This is a genomic window from Kitasatospora sp. MBT66 (assembly GCF_000710405.2).
Lineage (GTDB): Bacteria > Actinomycetota > Actinomycetes > Streptomycetales > Streptomycetaceae > Kitasatospora > Kitasatospora purpeofusca.
Genome location: NZ_JAIY01000010.1, coordinates 957,195 through 974,977 on the forward strand (window position 1 = coordinate 957,195; position 17,783 = coordinate 974,977).

15 protein-coding genes and 1 pseudogene are annotated in these 17,783 nt (G+C 72.5%); 15 read left to right on the forward strand and 1 reads right to left on the reverse strand.

The features are described 5' to 3' along the window. The 15 genes from BI06_RS28930 to BI06_RS29000 form a co-directional block, all read left to right on the forward strand. A partial coding sequence (locus BI06_RS28930) for an ABC transporter substrate-binding protein (protein ID WP_043472497.1) occupies positions 1-1,303 on the forward strand: 1,303 nt, incomplete at its 5' end. A gap of 19 nt (positions 1,304-1,322) precedes the next feature. Further along, on the forward strand, positions 1,323-2,267 hold the full coding sequence (locus tag BI06_RS28935) for an ABC transporter permease (RefSeq protein ID WP_043472500.1): 945 nt from the start codon (positions 1,323-1,325) through the stop codon (positions 2,265-2,267). Between the two features lie 3 nt (positions 2,268-2,270). Further along, positions 2,271-3,125, forward strand: coding sequence for an ABC transporter permease (locus tag BI06_RS28940; protein WP_030396969.1), 855 nt, complete (start codon positions 2,271-2,273; stop codon positions 3,123-3,125). Next, positions 3,122-4,840 (forward strand): ABC transporter ATP-binding protein, encoded by a 1,719-nt coding sequence (locus tag BI06_RS28945; RefSeq protein WP_082558724.1) that lies wholly within the window; start codon positions 3,122-3,124, stop codon positions 4,838-4,840. Before BI06_RS28940 ends, BI06_RS28945 begins: the two co-directional genes overlap by 4 nt. Beyond that, the gene (locus tag BI06_RS28950) at positions 4,837-7,182 is read left to right on the forward strand and encodes an arylsulfatase (protein WP_043472503.1); all 2,346 of its coding nucleotides are present in this window, start codon (positions 4,837-4,839) and stop codon (positions 7,180-7,182) included. Before BI06_RS28945 ends, BI06_RS28950 begins: the two co-directional genes overlap by 4 nt. Positions 7,183-7,227: 45 nt before the next feature. Then, positions 7,228-7,863, forward strand: coding sequence for a 4'-phosphopantetheinyl transferase superfamily protein (locus tag BI06_RS28955; protein WP_043472505.1), 636 nt, complete (start codon positions 7,228-7,230; stop codon positions 7,861-7,863). A gap of 161 nt (positions 7,864-8,024) precedes the next feature. Further along, positions 8,025-8,867 carry a cyclopropane-fatty-acyl-phospholipid synthase family protein gene (locus tag BI06_RS28960; protein WP_043472508.1) on the forward strand — a complete coding sequence of 281 codons (843 nt, stop codon included), beginning with the start codon at positions 8,025-8,027 and terminating at the stop codon, positions 8,865-8,867. Positions 8,868-9,393: 526 nt separating this feature from the next. After that, entirely contained in the window at positions 9,394-9,864 is a 471-nt protein-coding gene (locus tag BI06_RS28965; protein WP_043472510.1) for an NUDIX hydrolase, read from the forward strand. A 145-nt stretch (positions 9,865-10,009) separates the two neighbouring features. Continuing rightward, entirely contained in the window at positions 10,010-10,978 is a 969-nt protein-coding gene (locus tag BI06_RS28970; protein WP_043472512.1) for a Gfo/Idh/MocA family protein, read from the forward strand. A gap of 51 nt (positions 10,979-11,029) precedes the next feature. Continuing rightward, positions 11,030-12,319: a DegT/DnrJ/EryC1/StrS family aminotransferase gene (locus tag BI06_RS28975; protein WP_043472515.1), complete on the forward strand. Its 1,290-nt coding sequence runs from the start codon at positions 11,030-11,032 to the stop codon at positions 12,317-12,319. 31 nt (positions 12,320-12,350) lie between these two features. Continuing rightward, positions 12,351-13,040, forward strand: a complete 690-nt coding sequence (locus tag BI06_RS28980; protein ID WP_043472518.1) for a methyltransferase — start codon at positions 12,351-12,353, stop codon at positions 13,038-13,040. A 4-nt stretch (positions 13,041-13,044) separates the two neighbouring features. Continuing rightward, positions 13,045-13,872: a histidinol-phosphatase gene (gene hisN, locus BI06_RS28985; protein WP_043472520.1), complete on the forward strand. Its 828-nt coding sequence runs from the start codon at positions 13,045-13,047 to the stop codon at positions 13,870-13,872. Between the two features lie 48 nt (positions 13,873-13,920). After that, on the forward strand, positions 13,921-15,486 hold the full coding sequence (locus BI06_RS28990) for a carbamoyltransferase C-terminal domain-containing protein (protein WP_043472523.1): 1,566 nt from the start codon (positions 13,921-13,923) through the stop codon (positions 15,484-15,486). A gap of 204 nt (positions 15,487-15,690) precedes the next feature. Next, entirely contained in the window at positions 15,691-16,275 is a 585-nt protein-coding gene (locus BI06_RS28995; protein ID WP_149030499.1) for a hypothetical protein, read from the forward strand. A 21-nt stretch (positions 16,276-16,296) separates the two neighbouring features. Continuing rightward, positions 16,297-17,583, forward strand: a complete 1,287-nt coding sequence (locus BI06_RS29000; RefSeq protein WP_149030500.1) for a sensor histidine kinase — start codon at positions 16,297-16,299, stop codon at positions 17,581-17,583. On the opposite strand, the pseudogene BI06_RS51250 reads toward BI06_RS29000, so the two are convergent. Continuing rightward, positions 17,555-17,783: pseudogene (locus BI06_RS51250) on the reverse strand (polysaccharide deacetylase); the annotation flags it as partial. The gene BI06_RS29000 and the pseudogene BI06_RS51250 sit on opposite strands and share 29 nt — an antisense overlap.

Below are 17,783 nucleotides of genomic sequence, written 5' to 3' on the forward strand. Positions count from 1 at the left end.
GCAGCCCGAGCTCGCCACCTCCTGGCAGGTCGCCGCGGACGGCGCGAGCGTCACGCTGAAGCTGCGCGAGGACGTGACCTTCCACAGCGGCCGCCGGTTCACCGCCGACGACGTCGTGTTCGCGGTCAAGAACCTCCAGAACCCGGCCCGTTCGGCCCAGTTGAGGTCGACCGCGGCCGCCGTCACCGACTTCCGCAAGAACGGCGACTTCGAGCTCACCCTCGTCCTCGCCCATCCGGTGAGCAATCTCTTCGACCTCTTCGAGTTCATGATCGTCCCGGACTCGGAAACCGTCGAGGAGGCCTTCGCCGGGACGAAGCTGATCGGCACCGGCCCCTACACCTTCACCGAGCGCAAGCCCGGCAGCTCGATCACCTTCGCCCGCAACGAGAAGTACTGGAACCCGGGCCGCCCCTACCTGGACGGCGTCGAGATCCGGGTGGTCCCGCAGGCGGAGTCGCTGCTCTCCTCCCTGAAGACCGGTCAGACCCACCTCTCCTACAGCATCCGCGGCAAGGACATCGCCACCCTCCGCAGCGACCCGCAGTTCCGCATCACGCCCTACGACACCGGCTCCGGCGCCTACTACATCGGCGCCAACCTCACCGCCGAGCACGTGTCCGACAAGCGGGTGCGGCAGGCCATCGCCTGGGCGGTCGACCGCGAGCGGCTGGTCGAGCAGGCCCTCGGCGGCTACGGCACCGTCTCCGCCACCCCGTGGCCCAAGTCCTCTCCCGCGTACAGCGCGGAGGCCGCCGGCCACTACCGCCACGACCCGGAGCGGGCCCGGCAGTTGCTCAAGGACGCCGGACTCACCGGCATCAGCCTGCCGTTCGCCCACAGCAACGACCCCGGCAACACCGCCGTCGCCCAGATCCTCCAGTACGACCTGAAGCAGGTCGGCATCGAGACCGTGCTCCAGCCCACCGACTCGCCGACCATGCAGAAGCAGCTGATCGCGCAGAGCATGCCCGCGCTGTGGACACTGAGCCACGGCTTCGCCCAACTCCACCCCGCCACCCTGGCGGTGAGCGCCTACCCGTTCAACGAGGCGAAGAACAGCTCGCGCTTCAGCTCGCCCGCCTACACCGACATCGTCCAGCGCGCCTGGCAGCGGCCGGACAGCGACAGCCCCGAGGCCAAGGCGCTCTACGGGCGGATCACCGACGTCCTGCTGGACGAGCAGTTCGTGATCGACCTCGCCATCGCCGGACTCACCGAGGTCGCCGTCGGCAAGGCACGCGGCGCCACCCTCAACAAGTTCGGCTACCTCAACCTCGACGACGCCTACCTCACGGCCTGACCGGAGGGCCCGGACCCCGATGCGCACCTTCCTCCTCAAGCGGCTCCCCTCCGCCCTGCTCGTCCTCCTCCTCGCCTCCTTCCTGGTCTTCCTGATCCTCCGCCTCATCCCCGGCGACCCGGCCACCTCGCTGGCCGGACCGGACGCCGGACCGGCGGCCGTGGCCGCGATCCGGGCGCAACTCGGCCTGGACCGGCCGCTGTTCGGCCAGTACCTGCACTGGCTCGGCCAGCTGCTGACCGGTGACCTCGGGCCCAGCTACGCGATCGGCGGCCAGGTCGCCGACCTGATCACCGACGGACTCGGGGCGACCGCCCAACTCACCGCCGCCGCCCTGCTGCTGGTCGTGCTGATCGCCCTGCCGCTCGGCGTCCTCGGCGCCACCGCCCGGCGCCGGCCGGTCGGCGCCGCCGTCCGCGCCTTCACCACCGCCGTGCTCGCCGTACCGCCGTTCGTCACCGGCGTACTGCTGGTCCTGCTGTTCGCGGTCACCCTCGGCCTGCTGCCGGCGGGCGGCCACGAGTCCCTGCTCGACGCCCCCGACCTGGCCCTGCAGTACCTGCTGCTGCCCGCCGTCTGCCTCGCCCTGCCCAGCGCCGCCGTGCTCGCCCGCTACCTCACCGACGGCATCGAACGCGCCCTCGCCGAGGACTACGTGCGCACCGCCACCGCCGTCGGCGTCTCCCGCCGCCGGATCGTCTGGCGGCACGCCCTGCCCAACGCGCTGCCCTCCGCCGTCACCGTGCTCGGCCTGCAGATCGGCCACCTGGTGGCCGGGGCCGTACTGGTCGAGCGGATCTTCGCCTGGCCCGGGCTCGGCCAGCTCGTCGAGCAGGGTGTGCTGCGCCGCGACTACCCCGTGGTGCAGGACCTCCTGCTGCTGATCGTCGCCGTCTACGTCACCGTCCAGCTGCTCACCGACCTGGTGTACGCCTGGCTGGACCCCCGGATCCGGTGGGAGTAACCCATGACCGCCCTCGCCGCCCCCGCGCGCGCCCTCCCGGCCCGCGCCCGCAACCGCTACCTCGCCGGGCTGCTCACCGGACGCGGCCTGACCGGGCTCGCCCTGGTCGGCACCGTCGCCCTGGCCGGACTGCTCGCCCCGCTGCTCACCGGCCAGGACCCGGACGCCCAGGGCCCGCTGGCGCTGGCCGGCCCGAGCGCCGCGCACCCGTTCGGCACCGACGACCTCGGCCGGGACCTCTTCAGCCGGGTGCTGCACGGCATCACCACCGACCTCGCGCTGATCCTGTCCGCCGTGCCGGTCGGCGCGCTGGCCGGCTGCTCGCTCGCCCTGCTCGCAGCCGGCCACCGCTGGGCCGACACCGCCGTCCAGCGGGTGTTCGACCTGGTCCTCGCCTTCCCCGGACTGATCCTGGCGCTGGCCGTCACCGCCGTGCTCGGGCCCGGCCGCTGGCCGGTTTTCATCGTCATCGCACTGGCCGAGATCCCGCTGTTCGGACGCCAGTTGAGGTCCGGGATCCTGGTCCAGCGGGAGCGCGAGTACGCGCTCGCGGCCCGGGTCGGCGGCGCCTCCCAGCGCCGGGTGCTGCTGCGCCACGTCCTGCCGAACGCGGTCGATCCGCTGATCGTGCAGGCGGCGGTGGCCCTGTCCGTCGGCGTCTTCATCGAGGGCGCGATGAGCTTCCTCGGACTCGGTGTGCGCCCGCCGGAGCCCACCCTCGGCTCGATCCTCAGCCAGTCCGTCGGCTACCTCGCCACCCGTCCGACCTTCGCGGCCGCCCCGCTGGCCGCCACCACCGCGCTGGTGCTCGGCTTCACGCTGATCGCCGAGGCCCTGAACCGGGGGATCCGCCGATGACCGCCAGCACCCCGCCGCCGTCCGCCACCACGGCGACCGCCGCGACCACCGCGGCCGCCACGCCCGCCGCGGCCGCCGCCGGGCACCCCGGCACGGGCGCCCCGCCCCGCACCGTCCTGAAGGTCACCGACCTCACCGTCGAGTTCGACGGCACCACCGCCGTCGACGGCGTCGGCTTCGAGCTCGCCGCCGGCGACACCCTCGGCCTGGTCGGCGAGTCCGGCTCCGGCAAGTCCACCACCGCCCTCGCCCTGCTCCGGATGCTCCCGGCCGGCGGCCGGATCACCGGCGGCTCGGTGGAACTGGACGGCCAGGACCTCGCCGCCCTCCCCGAACCGGCCCTGCGCGCCCTGCGCGGCCGCCGGATCGCCATGGTCTTCCAGGACCCGATGTCCTCGCTCAACCCGGTGCTCACCGTCGGCCGCCAGCTCGACGAGGCCCTGCGCGCCCACGGCGCCCACCCCGACCGCCGCGAACGCGCCGCCCGCGCGGTCGAGCTGCTCGACCTGGTGGGCATCCCGGACGCCGCCGGACGGCTGCGCGACCACCCGCACCGGTTCTCCGGCGGACAGCGCCAGCGCATCATGATCGCCCTCGCGCTCGCCAACGACGCCGAGGTCCTGGTCGCCGACGAACCCACCACCGCCCTCGACCCGACCGTCCAGCGGCAGATCCTGGACCTGCTCACCCGGATCAACCGGCGGACCGGCACCGCGCTCGTGGTGATCAGCCACGACCTCGGCGTGATCGCCCGGACCTGCCGCCGGCTGCTGGTCATGCGGCACGGCAAGGTGGTCGAGTCCGGGACCACCGCCGAACTCCTCGGCGCACCCCAGCACCCCTACACCCGGCAGCTGCTGGCCGCCGTCCCGCGCCTGGAGACCCCCTCCGGGGCGGCCGCCAACAGCGTCCCCGGCCCGGAACCGCTGCTCACCGTCACCGGTCTGCGCAAGACCTACGGCTCGCGCCGGCGCGCCGTCACCGCGCTGGACGGCGTCGACCTGGAGCTGCACCCCGGCGAGACCCTCGGCCTGGTCGGCGAGTCCGGCTCCGGCAAGTCCACCCTGGCCCGCGCGCTGGTCCAGGTCCACGCCCCGAGCGGCGGCGCGATCCGGTTCCGGGGCGAGGAGTTCGGCCTGGGCGGCGAGCGCACCGCCCGGCGCGAGGTGCAACTCGTCTTCCAGGACCCGTACTCCTCGCTCAACCCCCGGATGACCGCCGGGCAGATCGTCGCCGAGCCGCTGATCGCCCACGGCCTGGGCGACCGGGCCGCGCGGGCGAAGCGGGTCGCCGAACTCCTGGAGCAGGTCGGCCTCGACCCGGCGAGCGCCGACCGGCACCCCCGCGCCTTCTCCGGCGGGCAGCGCCAACGCATCGGCATCGCCCGGGCGCTGGCCCCCGAACCGAGCGTGCTGATCTGCGACGAACCGGTCTCCGCGCTCGACGTCTCGGTGCAGGCGCAGGTGCTCGACCTGCTGGCCCGGCTCCAGCGCGACCTCGGCCTCGCCATCCTCTTCATCGCCCACGACCTCGCGGTGGTACGGCAGGTGAGCCACCGGATCGCCGTGCTGCACGGCGGCCGGATCGTCGAGACCGGCCCCGCCGACCGGGTCGTCACCGACCCCGAGCACCCGTACACCGCCGAACTCCTCGCCGCCGTCCCCCGCCTGGACCCCGTGCCGGTCCCCGCCCTCACCTCCCGGAGCACCGTATGAGCACCACCCCCCAGGACCCGCGGCAGGCCCACCGCCGCGACCCCTACGAAGGCTTCCCCGGCACCGTCGGCCGCACCTTCGCCGAGTCCACGCCCGCCTGGCCCGACCGGGTCCGCCCGCGCGAGGGCGCGCCCAACATCGTCGTCGTCCTGGTCGACGACCTCGGCTACAGCGACATCGGCCCGTTCGGCGCCGAAGTCCCCACCCCCGTCCTGGACGGCCTGGCCGAGCGCGGCGTCAAACTGGCCAACTACCACACCATGCCGCTCTGCTCGCCCGCCCGGGCGGCACTGCTCACCGGCCTCAACCCGCACCGGGTCGGCTACTCCTTCGTCGCCAACGCCGACCCCGGCTTCCCCGGCTACGGCATGGAGGTCGCCGGGGACATCCCCACCCTCGCCGAACTGCTGCACGACGCCGGATACGCCACCTGGGCCGTCGGCAAGTGGCACCTCACCCGCGACTCCGCCTCCAACGCCGCCGACAACCGCGCCAACTGGCCGCTGCAGAAGGGCTTCGACCAGTACTACGGCGTGCTGGAGGGCCTGACCAGCCTCTTCCACCCGCACCAACTCGTCCGCGACAACAGCCCGCTGGACATCGACGAGTTCCCCGAGGACTACTACTACACCGACGACATCACCGATCGCGCCATCGACATGGTCAAGTCGCTGCGCGCCCACGACGCCGACAAGCCGTTCTTCCTCTACCTCGCCCACAACGCCGTGCACGGCCCGCTGCAGGCCAAACCCGCCGACCTCGCCCGCCACCGCGGCCGCTACGACGGCGGCTGGGACGAACTGCGCGCCGCCCGCTTCGCCCGCCAGCTCGCCGCCGGCCACTTCCCGCCCGGCACCGAACTGCCCGACCGCAACGCCGAGGCCGGCCACGAGGTCGGCCCCTGGAGCGAACTCACCGAACCCGAGCGGCGGTTGTACGCCCGGTACATGGAGGTCTACGCGGCCATGGTCGACAACGTCGACCAGAACCTCGGTCGGCTGCTCGACACCCTCACCGAGCTCGGCGAACTCGACAACACCATCGTGGTGTTCACCTCCGACAACGGCGGCACCGGCGAGGGCGGCGCCGAGGGCACCCGCAGCTACTTCAGCCGCTTCGTCCACCACCCGAACCTGCCCGCCGACTGGAACCCCGACGTCGAGCGCGAGGTCGAACTCATCGGCGGCCCCCGCTCGCTGGTCCACTACCCGCGCGGCTGGGGGATGGCCTCCAACACGCCGTTCCGCCTCTACAAGGGCCAGACCCACGCCGGCGGCGTGCGGGTCCCGTTCGTGCTGTCCTGGCCGGCCGGCCTCCCGCGCGCCGAGGGCGACCCCGGCGTCCGCACCCAGTACCAGTACGTCACCGACCTGCTGCCCACCCTGCTGGACCTGGCCGGCGTCGAACGGCCCGCCCACCGCGCCGGACAGCCCGTGCAGTCCCTCGACGGCTTCCCCTTCACCGGCGTCCTGCGCGACCCCGCCGCCGGCTCCACCCACCACGAGCAGTACTGCGAGATGACCGGCAACCGCAGCTACTACCGCGACGGCTGGAAGCTGGTCACCCTGCACCGTCCCGGCACCCCGTACGAGGACGGCGAGTGGGCCCTGCACGACCTGCGCACCGACCCCACCGAGATCCACGACCTCTCCGCCGAACACCCCGAACTGGTCAAGGAGTTGTCCGAGGCCTGGGAGCTCGCCGCCCGGGACAACGGGGTCTTCCCGCTCACCGACGGCAGCGGCGCGCTCGCCCGCCGCCACCCCGACGACGCCCGGCTGCGCCGCCCTGTGCGCCTGCTGGCCGGCACCCCCGAGCTCGAACGCTACCGCTCGTCCCGGCTGATCTCCTTCCGCTCCTTCACCGTCGAGGTCGAACTCGCCCACCACGGCGCCGGGGACGCCGGCGTACTGGTCTCGCACGGCGACCAGGGCGGCGGCTACAGCCTCTACGTCGAGGACGGCCGACTGCGCCTCGCCTACAACCAGTACGGCGAACTCTTCGAGGCCGACGCCGGACCGCTCGCCCCCGGCCCCCACCTGGTCACCGTCGAGGCCACCGCCGTCCCGGGCCTGCGCTGGGAGTTCCGGGTGCTGGTCGACGGCGCCGGGAGCGGGCAACTGGGCCCCGTCCACCAGCTCATCGGGATGGCCCCGTTCCAGGGCATCAGCGTCGGCGTCGACCGCAAGTCCCCGGTCTCCTGGCCGGTGTACGAGCGCCACCGCTCGTTCCGCTACAGCGGCGAGCTGCGCGCCGTCACCTACCGGCCCGGCGACCCCGCCCCCGACGACCCGGAGACCGTCGCCCGCGCCCTGCGGGAGGCCGCCGCCGCGTTCGAATAGCCTGTCCCCGCAGAACCTTGTCGTCCGTCCTGTCCCGGGGGAACAGTGATCAGCGCACTCCTGCCCGCGCCCGTCGTCGTCGAGACCGCCTACTCCGACCCGCCCCAGGCCCGCCTGGAGCCCGAGGAGGAGGCGGTCATCGCCCGCGCCGTCGAATCCCGGCGCCGCGAGTTCACCACCGTGCGCCACTGCGCCCGGCTCGCCCTCGGCCGCCTCGGCGTCCCGTACCGCCCGCTGGTCCCGGGCCTGCGCGGGGCGCCGGGCTGGCCCGAGGGCGTGGTCGGCTCGCTCACCCACTGCGCCGGCTTCCGCGCCGCCGCCGTGGCCCGCGCCGAGGACGTGCTCTCCCTCGGCATCGACGCCGAACCCGCCCTCCCGCTCCCCGAGGGCGTGCTCGACGCGATCGCCCTCCCCGCCGAGCAGCAGCGCAACACCGCCCTCTCCGGCACCCACCCCGGCACGCCCTGGGACCGCATCCTCTTCAGCGCCAAGGAGTCCGTCTACAAGACCTGGTTCCCGCTCACCCACACCTTCCTCGACTTCTCCGAGGCCGACCTCACCCTCCGCCCGGACGGCACCTTCACCGCCGTCCTCCTCGTCCCCTCCCCGCTGCCCACCCTGGACGGCCACTGGCACGTCCACGACGGCCACCTCGCCACCGCCATCACCGTCCTGCGGTAACCGGTCACGGAGCTGCGGTTCCCACCACCGGTCGCACGGGAAGTCCTTCAGGAGATGCGGAACGGCGTCGCGTTCGCCGGGGAACACCCTTGCCCGTTCCCCGGCGAACGCCGACGCCCCTCGTCACCCGCCGACTCACCCCTCGTACCCGGGAGATCGCGATGACCGACAACCCGTCCGCGCAGCACGGCGCCCCGTCCTCACTCGACCCTGACCCGCTCCGTGACGAGCACACCGAGACCGTGGACGGCGCGTCCGTCGACGGGAACATCCATGTCGGCTACTGGGACGACCCGGCGGACGGACGGTCGCTCGACCGGGCCACCGACCGGCTCACCGACCTCGTGGCGGGGCGGCTGGCCGCCGCACCCGGCCGCAGTCTGCTGGATGTCGGCTGCGGAACGGGACGGCCCGCGCTGCGCATCGCCCGGGCCACCGGTGGCCGGGTGTCGGGAATCTCGGTCAGCGCCGAGGACATCGCCCTCGCACGGACCAGGGCGGATGCCGCCGGGCTCGCCGACCGGGTGGACTTCCGGTACGCGGACGCCTGCGCACTGCCCTTCGAGTCCGCGTCCTTCGACGGTGCCTGGGCGATCGAGTCCATGATGCACATTCCCGACCGGACCGCCGCCCTCACCGAGATCGCCCGGACCCTGCGGCCCGGCAGCACGCTGGTCGTCACCGACGTGCTGCTCCGGTCGCCGGTGACCGGTGAGGCCGCGGAGACGGTCCGCCGGACCTGCCGGGCGTTCGGGTCCCCCGCGCTCCCCGAGCCGGCGGAGCTCCGCACGGCCCTCGACCGCGCCGGTCTGGAGGTGCTGGAGTTCCAGGACATCGGGGAGCACGTCCGGCCCACCTACCAGGCGTTCGCCGATGCCTTCGCGGATGTCACCCCCTCCGCGGACGACCCGCACTACGAGTTCTTCGACTTCGCCCGTTCCCTCCCCCGGTTCGGCGCCCTCGCGGAGATCGGCTACGCCTTCGTGGTCGCGCGCCGCCGGTGAACGGAGGCGCCGGCCGGGTCGGCGGGGCCGGAGGACGGCGTCGCCGGGACGCGGAGGGAGGCCGATCCGGCCAATAGAGTTCCCTCACGAACCGTCAGTGGTGGCAGGAAAGAATCGCTCAAGAATCCGCCGCCGGAGCCCCGCCGCCACGGAGCAGGCGCACCGGGCCAATACCGGACCGATACCGGACCGTGCGCGGACAAGGCCCGGCCCCGGCGATTCCGCCGGGGCGGATCCGCGGCACACGCCGGGAGGCAATCCCTCAGCACGCGACCGTTCGCCGTGTCAAGTAGAACTCGGGGCGCCCCGAAGAAGTTCGTCCTCGCACCTCTTCCTCGGGATTCGGCTAACCTCGCGGAGTGGAGATGCAAGCTTCAGGTCGTTCATTCTCCAGTTCGAATCCGGACCGCTTCGTCCCGCCCCGACCCCGCCGTTCGGACCCCTCGACCCCCCGCCCGTTCGACCCTTTGTACGGGAATACTGATTCCGTACCCCCGTGCCCGTCCCAGCGCGACGGGGGACCCTCATGACCGGGGCAGCCCGGCCCCGACCGGTGGTGGGCGCGCTGATCCGTGATCCGGCCGGCCGGATCTTCGTCCAACGCCGCTCGGCCGACCGCTCCCTCTTCCCCGGCTGCTGGGACGTGGTCGGTGGAGCCGTCGAACCGGGGGAATCCCTCCTGGAAGCGCTCCGCAGGGAGATCTCGGAAGAGACGGGGTGGCGGTTGCGCCGCGTTCTCGCCCGGGTCGCACACACGGAGTGGACGGGGGACGGCATCCGGCACATCGAGTCGGACTACCTCGTCGAGGTGGACGGGGACCTCTCCTCGCCCGCACTCGAACCGGACAAGCACACCGAGTTCGCCTGGCTGGCCGCCGAGGACGTCACGCTGCTCGACGAGAACACCCTGCGCAGCGGCAGCACCTTCATCAAGGACGTCGTGACCGCGGCACACGCTTGGCGCCCCGACCCTTCGGGGAGCCGCACGGCTCTCTGAACCGTCTGCGGACACACAAGTCCGATCCGGGCTGCACAACCCTTTCCCGACTTCCCACGTCATCGTCGAGCGGTGTTCTGCGAGGGGAATATTCTGCATGCCCGGCGACAGGCTGAAGAACACCCGTCCGCGACCACGAGTCCTGATGATCGGATTTGCCGGGCATCAAGGAAAGGAGTACCTGCCGATCGTGCAGGAGAGCGCCGATATCGTCGGCGGCGTCGACTCCGCCCCGCCCGCCGTGCCACTCGCCGACGAATGGGGATTCCCGTACTACGGGAGCCTCGACGACGCACTGAAAGCCGTCGACTTCGACGCCGCGGTGGTCACCGTGCCGCACGGCGAGCATTTCCCGGTCTGTACGCGGCTGCTGGCGCACGGCCGGCACGTCATCAAGGAGAAGCCGTTCGCGGTCACCGAACCCGAAGCGCGCCAACTGATACATCTCGCGCAGCAGGCCGACCGCAGCGTCTTCACACTGCTGCAACGGAACTTCGACCCGGTGTTCCGGTTCGCCCGGGACAACCTCGCGCGGATCGGGAGGCCCTACTGGTTCTCCTACGACTACCACTTCAACCTGGCCCGTCCGACCACGGGTTGGCGCGCGTCCCGGGAGCAGGCGAGGGGCGGTGTGCTCCTCGACATGGGCTACCACCTCGTCGACGTGCTCAACGGGATGTTCCCCGAAGCCCCCCGGGTGCACTCGGCCTTCGTGCACCAGTACCAGGAGACCCGGGACCGCCGGCTGGAGGACCTGGTCGCCCTCCTGTGCAGCTACCCGTCGAGGGGACTGGCGGGCTCGCTGCGCATCTCGCGCCACAGCCTCGCGAAGACCGAACAGCTCTGCGTGCTCGGTTCGGAAGGCGCGTTGACCGTCTCCCCCGGGGCGGCCACCCTGCATGCCGTCGGAGGGGCCCCGTTGGAACGCTACGCCCCGGAAGGATCCCGGACCGACATCACGCGCTCCATGTTCCTCCACTACCTGGACCGCCTGGAGGACCGCGACTACCGCCGGGACCACCTCCTGCGTCAACTCGCCACCGTGCGCACGATCGACGGAATCTACCGGGCCCGATCGGGCGGGACGAGCGGACTCACCGACCGATGCGCCTGACCCACCCCGCAAGGACAGGAAGCCCACTCCGCAAGGACAGGAAGAGAGCACATGAGCACCGACGAACGGCTCGCCCTCCTCGGGGGCGCACCCGCCATCTCGCGGCCACTGCCCCACGAGGTGTGGCCGCCCCCCGCCGACGAGGCGGAGCTGTCCGAGCTGGCCGCGCAGCGGAACACCGACATCTCCATCAAGGGCAACAGCGGCCCCATCGGCCGGCTCGAAGCCGACTTCCTCGCCTTCCTGGACGGCGGCGCCCGCTACGCGGTCACCTTCAACTCCGGCACCAGCGCGCTCCTCGCCGCCTACTTCGCCCTCGGCGTGCGCGAGGGGGTGGATGTCGTGGGACCGGCGCTCACCTACCACGCCGCGCTGAGCCCCGTCTTCGCGCTGCGCGGTGACGTGGTCCTCGCCGACATCGACCCCGACACCCGCGGCCTGGACCCCAAGGCACTCCAGTCCGCGCTGACCGAACACACCAAGGTCGTCACCGTCGTCCACCAGTGGGGCCACCCCTGCGACATGGACGCGATCCTGGCCATCGCCGAACGGCACGGGCTGCGCGTCCTGGAGGACTGCTCCCACGCCCACGGCAGCCGCTACAAGGGCCGGCCGGTCGGCACCTTCGGCGACGCCGCCGTCTTCTCCCTCCAGGCCAACAAGGCCGTCTACGCCGGAGAAGGCGGCATCCTCGTCACCAGCGACCCCGGGGTCCAGGACCGCGCCACCCTCCTCGGGCACTACCGGGACCGCTCCCGGGACTCCGTCCTCGACGAGGACCTGCGGGCCCACTGGGTCACGGGCTTCGGACTCAAGCTGCGCATGTCGCCGTTCAACGCCATCGTCGCCCGGCACGCCCTCGCCGCCTTCCCCGCACGCAAGGAGGCCCGGCACCGGTGCCTGCGGCACCTCGGCGAGCAACTCGCCGACGTGGAGTACCTGCAGCAGGTCCACGTCGCCGACCACGTCGACATGGGCGCCTGGTACGGCTACAAGCCGCTCTACCTGCCCCGGGCACTGGGCGGCGTGCCGCGTTCGGTGCTCATCCGGGCGCTGCGCGCCGAGGGCATGGAGGTCGGCGCCCCCTCCGGCCCCCGGCTGTCCACCCTGCCGCTCTACGCCCGCACCGAGAACCCCCTCTTCCCCGGAGTTCCGAAGAAGGCCACCACGCCGGGGGCCGACTCGCAGGCCGAGCACGTCGAGCAGCACGCGCTCTCCTTGCCGACCTTCACCGCCTGGCCCGACGACACGGTGCTCATCGACCAGTACGCCGAGGCGTTCCGCAAGATCGGCCGGCACCGCGAAGCGCTGGTCCGGTACGCCGCCGAGCTGCCCCGATGACCGGAACCGCACCACCGAAGAGGGAGTGGGCATGACTGTCGAAGAGTCGCCGGAGGACGTGGCGAGGGCCCTGCAGCACGCTCTCGCCGGTGACGACCTGCCGGACACCTTCACCCTGCTGGGACGGGAGTGGAGCCTGCACCGGGGTGTCTGGCCCAGCACGCTGAGCGCGGCCACCGAGGTGATGGCCTCGATGGTGCCCTATCCCCGGGACGGCTCGTTCCTGGAGGTCGGCTGCGGTACGGGTGTCATCGCCGTCACCGCCGCACTCAGCGGCTGTGCCTCCGTCACCGCGCTGGACATCAACGAGAAGGCCGTGGCCAATACCGTCGCCAACGCCGAGCGGCACGGTGTGGGCGACCGGGTCCGCGTCCTCCACAGCGACATGTACACGGCGCTCGATCCCCTGAGCCGCTTCGACACGATCTTCTGGAACGTGCCCTGGACCTACGTGGAGGACGGCTTCGCCCTCTCCAGCGACATCCACACCGCCGTCTTCGACCCGGGCTACCGGGGCCAGGCCCGCTACCTCGCCGGGGCGCACGAGTACCTGACCGACGGCGGCCGGCTGCTGCTGGGCACCGCCCACCTCGGGGACCGTGAACGGCTCGACGTGCTTGCCGGTGAGGCCGGCCTGCGGATCGACATGCTGTGCAAGGTCCGCCGGATCGAGGAAGTGGGCGTCATGGAGTACCACCTGCTCGAACTGCGGACGAGGTGATCCGGTGACGCCGCCCGTACCACCGGAGGACGACCTCGAACTGGCCCTCCGTCTGGGCGACCTCGCCGACGGGCTCACCGTCCGCCGCTTCCACGCCCTCGACCTGCGGGTCCGGGAGAAGCCGGACCGTACACCCGTGACCGACGCGGACACCGCCGTCGAGACGGCCGTCCGCGAGGAACTGCGGTCCGCCCGCCCCGATGACGCGTTCGCCGGGGAGGAGACCGGCGGCTCCGTCACCTCCGGGCGCACCTGGCTGGTCGACCCCATCGACGGCACCAAGAACTTCCTGCGCGGCGTACCGGTCTGGGCCACGCTGATCGCCCTGCTGGTGGACGACCGCCCCACCGTCGGCGTGATCAGCGCCCCCGCCCTGCACAGCCGCTGGTGGGCGGCGGCGGACCGGGGCGCCTGGCTGCGCCGGGGACCGGCCGGCACCACCCCCGTGCGCCTGGGGGTCTCCGGCCGCACCCGCCTCGACCAGGCGTACCTCTCCACCACCAGCACCCGGACCTGGGACGTCTTCCACTCCCGTGCGGCCTATCTGCGCCTGGCCGAAGCCTGCTGGGAGGACCGTGCCTTCGGCGACTTCCTCCAGCACTGCATGGTCGCCGAGGGAACGCTCGACATCGCGGCCGAGCCGGTCGTCAACCCCTGGGACATCGCCGCGGTACAGGTGCTCGTGGAGGAGGCCGGCGGCCGCTGCACCGACCTCCGGGGCGCCTCGCCCCGGAACGGCACCGGCGCCCTGTCCGCCAATCCGCGGTTGCACCGGCTCGCCGTGGAGGCCCTCTCGGCGCCGCCCGCAGCACCCGGGCCGACCGGACCCTGAGCCCGCCCCGAACCGTCGGACGCGGAACCAACCGAGAAACGGACCATCATGCTGATTCTTTCCCTCAAGGAAGGCCATGACGGGGCGATCGCGGCCGTCGACGACGGCAGGCTGCTCTTCTCCCTGGAAGCGGAGAAGGACTCGTTCCTCCGCTACAGCAATCCGACGGCCGAACTGTTCGCGACGGCGGCGGACCGGCTGGACAGGCAGCCCGACGTCGTCGCCGTGAGCGGCTGGATCAAGGGCACCCAGTGCACCGACCAGCCTTCGCGCGCCGGGTACTTCGGTGTGGGCGCGGCCGCGATCACGGACGAGGCCGGCCGGTTCTTCGGCAAGGCCGTGCGCGTCTTCTCGTCCACCCATGAGCGCTCCCACATCATGACGTCCTACGGCATGTCGGCACTCCGCCGGGACCAGCCCTTCTACAGCCTGGTGTGGGAGGGGAACATCGGCTCGTTCTACCGGATCGACCGGCACGGGCAGGTGACCCACCTCAAGGAGGTGCTCAACTACCCGGGCAACAAGTACTCCTACGGCTTCGCGCTCGCCGACCCGAAGTTCAGTCCGCACCAGGAGTTCGTCCGGTTCCAGGACGCGGGGAAGCAGATGGCCCTGGCCGGATTCGCCGAGAACCGGCCGGCGACCCGGGCGGAACAGGACGTCATCGACTTCGTCCTCGGCCAGAAGGAGGTCATCACCGGAAGCCTGAAGGACCGGATGACCGATTCCCCCTTCCACAACGTCGGTGTGGAGTCGAGCGCGTACAAGAACCTGGCGGCCCGGCTCTCGGACGCCATCTTCGAGCGCTTCCACGCCTACGCCCGGGAGCACCTGACCGAGGGATTCCCGCTGCTCGTCTCCGGGGGCTGCGGGCTCAACTGCGAGTGGAACCGGCGCTGGCGCGAGTGCGGGCTCTTCCCCGCGGTCTTCGTTCCGCCGTGCCCCAACGACAGCGGCTCCGCGATCGGCACCGCCATCGACGCCCAGCACTTCTACACCGGGTCGGCCGACCTGGAGTGGGACGTCTACGCGGGCGGCGAATTCGTGGAGGACATCGAGTTCGATCCGCAGCACTACGAGATCCGCCCGCTGGACCACCGCGAGGTCGCCCGCCACCTCCGCGACGGGAGGATCATCGGCTGGGCGCGGGGCCGCTGGGAGATCGGCCCCCGCGCCCTCGGGAACCGGTCGATCCTGGCCGCTCCCTTCACCGAGGAGACCACGGCCAGGCTCAACAGGATCAAACAGCGCGAGAGCTACCGCCCCATCGCCCCGATCTGCCTGGAGCAGGAAGCGGGCCGCTGGTTCGGCGGCGGCCTCCCCGACCCCTACATGCTGTACTTCAGCCGGGTCGAGTCCGCCGACCTGCGCGCGGTGACACACGTCGACGGAACGGCCCGCACCCAGACCGTCGACCCGGCCGCGAACCCGGCCATGGGTGAACTGCTGACCGCCTTCGGCGAACTCACCGGATTCAGCGTGCTCTGCAACACGTCGCTCAACTATTCGGGACGCGGGTTCATCAACCGGAGCAGCGACCTGATCGCCTACGGCGAGCTGCACGGACTGGACGGGTACGTCGTGAACGACGTCTTCGTCACACCGCGCCCCTAGGACTTCCGCCGGCGCGTCGTGAGGACCGTCGGAACGGCCACCGGACAGGGCGTGGCGAGGTCGCGGCGCGGCGAGGTCGGGGCGTGGCGAGGTCGGGGCGCGGGTGGGGCCGGGGACTCATGTTCCTGGGACAGGACCGGGAGGAGGGTGGAGGTACAGCGCCCGCAGGATCGGAGCGGGCCAGGACGACTACGAGGTGTCACCATGAGTAGTGGCTCCGTCACCAATGTGCCCGCCCTGCTCGTCACCGTGCACGACCAGGTACGGGACGGAGTGCCCGGCAAGCTGCTGGCGCACGGCTTCATGACCAGCGGCTCGACCGTGCTGGTCCCGGATCCGCCGGAGGCGCTCGCGAGCCCGTGGCGCAGATACATCCTCCGGATCTCCCGGTCACCGGGGCACGACGGCACCACCGAGGTGCTGCCCGTCGCCGGCATCGGCCTGGCGGCGGTCCGCGGGGAGGGGATCAGCACCGCGGCGGCCCTGCTGTCGCTGGTCTGGCCGACCCGGTTCGCGGTCCCCACCGTGACCTCCACCCCGGAACGGGTCGCCGAGCTCCTGGTCCGCCACCACGGCGACCAGTGGGCGGTCTACGCCGAACTCGGCCTTCGGGTGGTGCGCCCGGCCCGGAAACCGGGCCCGACCGACGAGTGGTGGCTCGGCCCGGCGTACGAGCGGTACGTGCACTCCAGCGCCGAGGACTTCGGCTGCGGCACCTGCGGCAGCAGTCCCAACTGCTGCCACCGCCCCGGCGCGGCGTCCGCGGCCCCGGCCACCGAAGCGGCCTGACCGGGCCGCGGGGTGGTCCCGATGATCACGGCGACAGCGCCGCAACGGCCGCGGGAGGCCCGGGACACCGGACCGGGCCTCCCCCCGCCGGTCTGCTGGCAGGACGTCGCGCTGGCGCTCGCGGCGGTCGTCCCGGAGCTGTTCTACTTCGGCACCGTGCTCGCGCCCTGGACCAGCCGGGAGCAGCAGGTGTGGATGGTCCTGCTCGCCCTGGGCGAGGCCGCCGCCCTGGTGGTGCGCCGCCGGTGGCCGGTGGCGGTCTTCGGCGCCGTCTGGGCGGTCTCGGCCGGCGCCGACCTGCTCTCCTGGGCGAACGCGCTCGACTACGTGCCCTGCTTCGGGCTGATGATCGCCCTCTACACCGTCGCCTCGATGTGCCGACGGCCGGTCGCGTACGCGGCCCTGTTCCTCACCCTGGTGCCGCTCGGGCTGGCGATCGCCGAGACGATCGGCAACTACCAGGGCCCGCAGCTCGCCTCCGTACTCGTCGCGAACCTCGCCTTCTACGTCCCGGTGACGCTGGTGGTCTGGGGCTTCGCGCGGTGGAGCCGGTCCGCCGAGGAGGCCGCCGAACGGCACCGGCAGGAGGTCGCCGACGCACGGCTGCGGGTCACCCGGGAGCGGGTGCGGATCGCCCGGGAGCTGCACGACATCGTCGCGAACGCCGTCGCGGTGATCGTCATGCGGGCGGAGACGGCGCGGGTCACGGCCCTGGAGGATCCGGCACGCGGGGAGGCGTTCGGGCACATCGAGGACCTCGGCCGGTCGACGATGGCCGAGCTGCGGCACATGCTGCGGCTGCTCCGCAGTTCCGAGGCGGCGGTCGAGGAGGGGTACAGCCACGGCCTGGGCGATCTGGACCGGTTGCTGGCGGACGTCCGCAAGGCCGGGGTCCGGATCTCGGTGGAGACCCGGGGTGCGCCGCTGCGGATCGACGACAGCGTCAGCCAGACCGCCTACCGGCTGGTCCAGGAGGCCGCCACCAACATCACCAAGCACGCCGGTCCGGGGACCAGGGCGGTGGTGCGGATCACCTGGGACCGGGCGCTGCTGATCGAGGTGGTCGACGACGGCGCCGGGCGGCCGCCGGACGACCGGCAGGAGCTGTCGACCGGGCACGGGCTGCTCGGGCTGCGCGAACGGGTGGCGCTGTACGGCGGGCTGCTGAGCGCGGCCCCGTACGGGCCCGGGTACCGGGTGGCGGCGGCACTGCCGGTGTCCGCGGCCGTCGGTGCCCGGCCGACCGCGGGCACCGACGGTGGGCGGCCGGCCGAGGGGGTCAGCGGAAGGCGTCGGAGAGGCGGGTGAAGGTCCGGCCGTCGGCGAGGAGGGTGGGGAGGGCGGCGGCCAGGCCGGGGGCGGTGCCGCCGTCGGGGTGGTTCATGTGGGCGATCACGACGGCCCCGGGGGCGGCGTCCAGCAGTTGCCGGCGGACCTGGGCGGCGGGGAGGGTGGCGCCGCCGTCGGCGTTGGTGCTGAACCCGGCGATCCGCTGGCCGAGGTCGGCG

Excerpts from the sequence above, each read along its gene's own strand:
- BI06_RS28995 (WP_149030499.1), top strand. The coding sequence starts at position 15,691 with ATGAGTAGTGGCTCCGTCACCAATGTGCCCGCCCTGCTCGTCACCGTG.
- BI06_RS29000 (WP_149030500.1), top strand. The coding sequence starts at position 16,297 with ATGATCACGGCGACAGCGCCGCAACGGCCGCGGGAGGCCCGGGACACC.
- BI06_RS28980 (WP_043472518.1), top strand. The coding sequence starts at position 12,351 with ATGACTGTCGAAGAGTCGCCGGAGGACGTGGCGAGGGCCCTGCAGCAC.
- BI06_RS28960 (WP_043472508.1), top strand. The coding sequence starts at position 8,025 with ATGACCGACAACCCGTCCGCGCAGCACGGCGCCCCGTCCTCACTCGAC.
- BI06_RS28965 (WP_043472510.1), top strand. The coding sequence starts at position 9,394 with ATGACCGGGGCAGCCCGGCCCCGACCGGTGGTGGGCGCGCTGATCCGT.
- BI06_RS28935 (WP_043472500.1), top strand. The coding sequence starts at position 1,323 with ATGCGCACCTTCCTCCTCAAGCGGCTCCCCTCCGCCCTGCTCGTCCTC.
- BI06_RS28990 (WP_043472523.1), top strand. The coding sequence starts at position 13,921 with ATGCTGATTCTTTCCCTCAAGGAAGGCCATGACGGGGCGATCGCGGCC.
- BI06_RS28970 (WP_043472512.1), top strand. The coding sequence starts at position 10,010 with ATGATCGGATTTGCCGGGCATCAAGGAAAGGAGTACCTGCCGATCGTG.
- BI06_RS28950 (WP_043472503.1), top strand. The coding sequence starts at position 4,837 with ATGAGCACCACCCCCCAGGACCCGCGGCAGGCCCACCGCCGCGACCCC.
- BI06_RS28945 (WP_082558724.1), top strand. The coding sequence starts at position 3,122 with ATGACCGCCAGCACCCCGCCGCCGTCCGCCACCACGGCGACCGCCGCG.
- BI06_RS28940 (WP_030396969.1), top strand. The coding sequence starts at position 2,271 with ATGACCGCCCTCGCCGCCCCCGCGCGCGCCCTCCCGGCCCGCGCCCGC.
- BI06_RS28975 (WP_043472515.1), top strand. The coding sequence starts at position 11,030 with ATGAGCACCGACGAACGGCTCGCCCTCCTCGGGGGCGCACCCGCCATC.